The organism is Hahella sp. HN01 (genome assembly GCF_018986435.1).
GTDB lineage: Bacteria > Pseudomonadota > Gammaproteobacteria > Pseudomonadales > Oleiphilaceae > Hahella.
Map to the genome: position 1 here is coordinate 1 of NZ_JAHMIN010000110.1, position 1,893 is coordinate 1,893.

At 54.0% G+C, this 1,893-nt stretch carries 5 protein-coding genes; all 5 read left to right on the forward strand.

Annotation, left to right across the window (positions count from 1 at the left end; translation table 11 throughout):
• A partial coding sequence (locus tag KP814_RS32420; protein WP_216739765.1) for a hypothetical protein occupies positions 1-225 on the forward strand: 225 nt, incomplete at its 5' end.
• Complete coding sequence (locus tag KP814_RS33205; protein WP_256446261.1) at positions 222-344, forward strand: hypothetical protein; 123 nt, start codon at positions 222-224, stop codon at positions 342-344. The genes KP814_RS32420 and KP814_RS33205, both read left to right, overlap by 4 nt.
• Positions 345-356: 12 nt before the next feature.
• A complete protein-coding gene (locus KP814_RS32425) occupies positions 357-587 on the forward strand; it encodes a hypothetical protein (RefSeq protein WP_216740655.1) in 231 nt (76 codons plus the stop codon).
• Positions 574-1,302 carry a hypothetical protein gene (locus KP814_RS32430; protein WP_216740656.1) on the forward strand — a complete coding sequence of 243 codons (729 nt, stop codon included), beginning with the start codon at positions 574-576 and terminating at the stop codon, positions 1,300-1,302. The genes KP814_RS32425 and KP814_RS32430 overlap by 14 nt, the downstream gene beginning before the upstream one ends.
• Entirely contained in the window at positions 1,302-1,799 is a 498-nt protein-coding gene (locus KP814_RS32435; protein ID WP_216740657.1) for a siphovirus Gp157 family protein, read from the forward strand. The genes KP814_RS32430 and KP814_RS32435 overlap by 1 nt, the downstream gene beginning before the upstream one ends.
• The last annotated feature ends 94 nt before the right edge of the window (positions 1,800-1,893 follow it).

A 1,893-nucleotide genomic window follows, 5' to 3' on the forward strand; every position in this document is an offset into this window, starting at 1 on the left:
GACAGAGAGCTTCTAAACGCCCTCATGATCAAGTGCGCGGTCGAGGCTGAAGCCATCCTCTACAGACTGGACGACCTACGAGATAAGAACAGCGACTTGGTATTTGATCTGGAATGCAGCCATGACGATCTGGTCGACGCCAACTCAGCTATTCAGGAGCGCGACCGCAAGATCGCCGAACTACAAAACATCATTACCCAACTTCAGAAGGACTTAGAGCAATGAAATACATGGACTACATGGAAAGACAAGAGATCAAAGAGCGCATTCTGGAGAGCACGGCTAAGTCCATCGCGGAGGATTTATTGGAAGGCAGGCGCGTACATGTGAACGGCCAGAAGTGAGGCTTTCAGGATGTGTTGGACGAAGTTAAACAAGGCGACGATATCGACTCCGTGTTGTCCTTGATCTACCAGACCCGCGACGACAAACAAGGCCGCCGCGCCGCGGTTAACTCCTGTAAGCAGATGATCGACAGCGCCGCCTACAGCATTGGCAAATATCTGGCTGACGCTGCCTACAAACAAGAGCAGGAAGACATAGCGATTGATCGCTACGAGGAGCACCAAGCGTATGCTCACCACTAACCTGCAACTATGGGAGTCAGTCCAAAAGACTGACCCCGCTTACACCAAGAAATACACCGGCGCCGGTGGCTTCACCGGAACCAGCATCAACCCTACCTATCTGCATCGCAAAGCTACGGAGCAATTCGGACCAGTCGGAACGGGTTGGGGTTACACCGTACTTGAGGAAAGGTTCGACGAAGGCGCGCCTCTTAACCTGGGCGTAGAAGGTCAGCCGCTTGTGATGAGCAAGATCCACACTATCAAGCTGGCGGTCTGGTATGAAGTCGACGGTAAGCGCGGAGAGGTCGTTCACTATGGACACACTCCCTATGTATTCCGAACCCGGCACGGCATCCAGACAGACCCGGAAGCGCCCAAAAAGTCGCTGACGGATGCACTCTCTAAAGCGCTGTCTGTTTTAGGCTTCGGAGCCGACATCCACATGGGACTGTATGACGACTTCAACTATGTCGAACAGGTCGCCCAAGAGGTCGAAATCGAAACTGCGGTTAACCAAGTGGAAGCCAAAGAACGCCAGAAAGCCGAGGCGCAAGCGTGGCTGGATGAGCATATCCGACTGATGAATGAGTCCGTCAACCTGAACATGTTGGCGGGCGTGTTTAAGTCCGCTCTGCGGAAGCTGGAAGCCAAACGAGACACCGCCGGGATTAAGCGCCTGACACTGGCCAAGGACCGCAAGAAAGCCGAACTAGAAGGGCAAGAGGCCGCCTGATGACGGAGCTATACAAAATCACCGGCAAGCTGCTGGAGCTGCAAAACCTCGACGCTGGAGACGACGCAAACCTGAAACAGGCCGTAGTCGATACGCTGGACGCCATCGAGGGAGAGTTTCAGGACAAGGCCGTCTCGGTCGCGCACTTCATCCGCAACCTGGAGCCCGACATAAAGGCGGTAGATACGGAGATAAAGCGTCTACAGGCCCGCAAGAAAACCTTAGAAAACCGTCAGGAACAAGTGACGGACTACCTGCGGGAAAACATGGAGCGCACAGGGATCAAGAATATCAGCTGCCCGCTGTTTTCCATCTCTTACGTTAAAGGCCGGGAGACCGCCGCTATCGAAGACGAAAGCGCCCTACCCGATGAATACGTGGACGTGAAGACAGAGGTTAAGCCCAACAAAGCGAGCATTACCAAGGCGCTGAAAGCAGGCGTGAACATTCCCGGCGCCAGACTGGAGCACACAAAAAGCTCAATTAGGATCAAGTAGGAGATTTTATGTTTATTAAATTGTGCGCCCTCGGGCGTGACGCCGAACTGAGATACACCCCAAGCGGACAGGCAGTGGCTACGCTCGCCCTCGC

What these genes read in the sequence shown, in the direction of transcription:
- KP814_RS33205 (WP_256446261.1), top strand. Translation starts at nt 222, where the DNA reads ATGAAATACATGGACTACATGGAAAGACAAGAGATCAAAGAGCGCATT.
- KP814_RS32435 (WP_216740657.1), top strand. Translation starts at nt 1,302, where the DNA reads ATGACGGAGCTATACAAAATCACCGGCAAGCTGCTGGAGCTGCAAAAC.
- KP814_RS32430 (WP_216740656.1), top strand. Translation starts at nt 574, where the DNA reads ATGCTCACCACTAACCTGCAACTATGGGAGTCAGTCCAAAAGACTGAC.